Below are 2,464 nucleotides of genomic sequence, written 5' to 3'. Positions count from 1 at the left end.
GCGTATCGAACAGCTAAACCATACTGAACGCTACGGCTACGTCTATGATGCCCTCGGTCGGCGCATCGAAAAACACCGGCTGGACCGAGATGGCAAACCATGCAACCGCACCACCTTCCTGTGGGACAGGATGCAGATGATTCAGGAAAGCAGCGCGGACAAACGGCAGAGCCTGTATCTGTATACTGACGAAGGCAGTTATGAACCGCTGGCGCGAATAGACAGAAACGGTAATCAGCAAGAGCACATCTACTACTTCCATACCGACCTGAACGGCTTGCCGGAGGAGCTGACGGATGAAGCCGGTGAAATTGTGTGGGAATGCTCATACCAGCTGTGGGGCAAACCGATACAAGAGATTGCTCATACAGAGATACAACAGAACCTGAGGTATCAAGGACAGTATTTAGACAGAGAAACCGGACTGCACTACAATACTTTCAGGTATTACGATCCAGATATAGGCCGCTTTACCCAACCTGACCCGATTGGATTAGCCGGCGGACTCAATCTGTATCAGTATGCGCCCAATGCGTTTATGTGGATTGATCCGTGGGGATGGGCTAAATGTGGTACTGCCAGAAAAAAACGAATGCCTTCCTCAAAGAACAAGCATTTAGATCATTCCAGAACAACACATCATCCGGATGGATCTATTACTTTCTACGACCATAAAGGTCGGGCGGTAACGTATGATAAACATGGTAATCCAGATTTCAGACCATATAAGGAAGCAGAAGTAAAATCAACAAGGTTTAATGGTGATAGGAAACACGATAACAAAATAGCAAACGAAAAGATTGGATACAAAGGTGATAAAAAAGAGGATATATATAAGGCTCCGCCAGGAAAAGTGTGGCATCATGTTGATAAAGACACATTGATACTTCTTGATGCTGAATTACATAAAAACTTTCCTCATACAGGTGGTGCATCAGAACTTATTCATGGATAAACGTTAAAGGAAATAAAATGTTCCAATCAAAATATACAGTGCCCAAAGATATTGATAAACTGATTTCGAAATTAAAATTGAAAAAAAAATCACACAGTTCATATATTAATTTTTTAAAACAATATAACGTGATTGATTTTTATAACATGGAATTTTGTTATGGTATTGACTGTGAAGGGGAAGAATTACCGCTCGAAGTTATTTTAGGCTTCTCAAAAAAAGAAGATGAAGATTTAATTGCTACAAACTATGGGTATCTGAATAGAATACCAAAAAAGCATATTGCTATAGCAACTGTGAATTATGGAGATTTACTTTGTTTACATCCGAATGGCAAAATTTATCATTGGGATCATGAAGTCAATGATTTGTATTTTGATATGAAAGTAATAAACGGATACCTGGAACAAAATACCAATTTAAAATTTGTAGCAGATTCCTTTGATCAATTTTTATCAATGATTACCAAATTAGAAGATGATGATGATGATTATGATCCAAGTGAAGATGAATTTGAAAATCCGAATATTCCTTTTCCAGATTCAGCATTAAATACTTGGGTAGAAGATCCTAAAGGCATTTTTATGGGTCCACAGCGAAGCATTCCAATTTACTTAAAAAAATTAGAGCTTTCTGAAAAAGGACGTGAAGTATTAGCAAAATTAAAAAAAGAAGGAATTTCTGAAAAAGAACGTGAAATATTAGCGCGATTAAAAAAAGAAGGACTTTTAGAAGAAGGAATTTTTGAATAAAAAATTAAATTGTAATTACAATAATAAGAATGTGCACGTTGGCAACATCAGAAAAACAATGCTGAAATAATAAATTTTAGATTTAAAATCAGGTGGTAAACTGTTTATTACCACCTTCAAACTAAACTGATACCGCATAGGCATGTCCGCAGCAAACAGACCGCCAGCGGTACCCAGTATTACCATTACCATGCCGAACACCGGCTAACCGAAGTGCGTATCGGCATACTGAATACTACGGCTACAGCTACGATACCCTCGGCCGGCGGATTGAAAAACACCGGCTGGTTTCAGCCCATATGCGGAAGAAATAGTAAAATCAGATAAGTTCAATGGTAATAGGAAACACGATAACAGAATAGCAAGCGAAAAGATTGGATACAAAGGTGATAAAAAAGATGATAAATACAAAGCTCCGCCAGGAAAAGTGTGACACCATGTTGATAAAGAGACATTGATACTTCTTGATGCTGAATTACATTACAACTCTCCTCATACAGGTGGTGCATCAGAACTTATTCATGGATAAACGTTAAAGGAAATAAAATGTTTCAATCAAAATATAAAGTACCCAAAGATATTGATAAACTGATTTCGAAATTAAAATTGAAAAAAAAATCACACAGTTCATATATTAATTTTTTAAAACAATATAACGTGATTGATTTTTATAACATGGAATTTTGTTATGGTATTGACTGTGAAGGGGAAGAATTACCGCTCGAAGTTATTTTAGGCTTCTCAAAAAAAGAAGATG

3 protein-coding genes and 1 pseudogene are annotated in these 2,464 nt (G+C 37.1%); all 4 read left to right on the top strand.

The genetic code is table 11. The features are described from left to right. A partial coding sequence (locus GY065_RS12840; protein WP_174834462.1) for an RHS repeat-associated core domain-containing protein occupies positions 1-955 on the top strand: 955 nt, incomplete at its 5' end. A 17-nt stretch (positions 956-972) separates the two neighbouring features. Continuing rightward, positions 973-1,707 (top strand): SMI1/KNR4 family protein, encoded by a 735-nt coding sequence (locus GY065_RS12835; RefSeq protein WP_174834461.1) that lies wholly within the window; start codon positions 973-975, stop codon positions 1,705-1,707. 445 nt (positions 1,708-2,152) lie between these two features. Further along, positions 2,153-2,236: pseudogene (locus GY065_RS13680) on the top strand (hypothetical protein); the annotation flags it as partial. Positions 2,237-2,253: 17 nt separating this feature from the next. Continuing rightward, positions 2,254-2,464: hypothetical protein (locus GY065_RS12830; protein ID WP_174834460.1), on the top strand; the 211-nt coding region annotated here is incomplete at its 3' end.

This window comes from Snodgrassella sp. ESL0323 (assembly GCF_013346865.1).
Lineage (GTDB): Bacteria > Pseudomonadota > Gammaproteobacteria > Burkholderiales > Neisseriaceae > Snodgrassella > Snodgrassella alvi.
This window is presented reverse-complemented; position numbering and strand designations above follow the sequence as displayed.

Excerpts from the sequence above, each read along its gene's own strand:
- GY065_RS12835 (WP_174834461.1), top strand. The coding sequence starts at position 973 with ATGTTCCAATCAAAATATACAGTGCCCAAAGATATTGATAAACTGATT.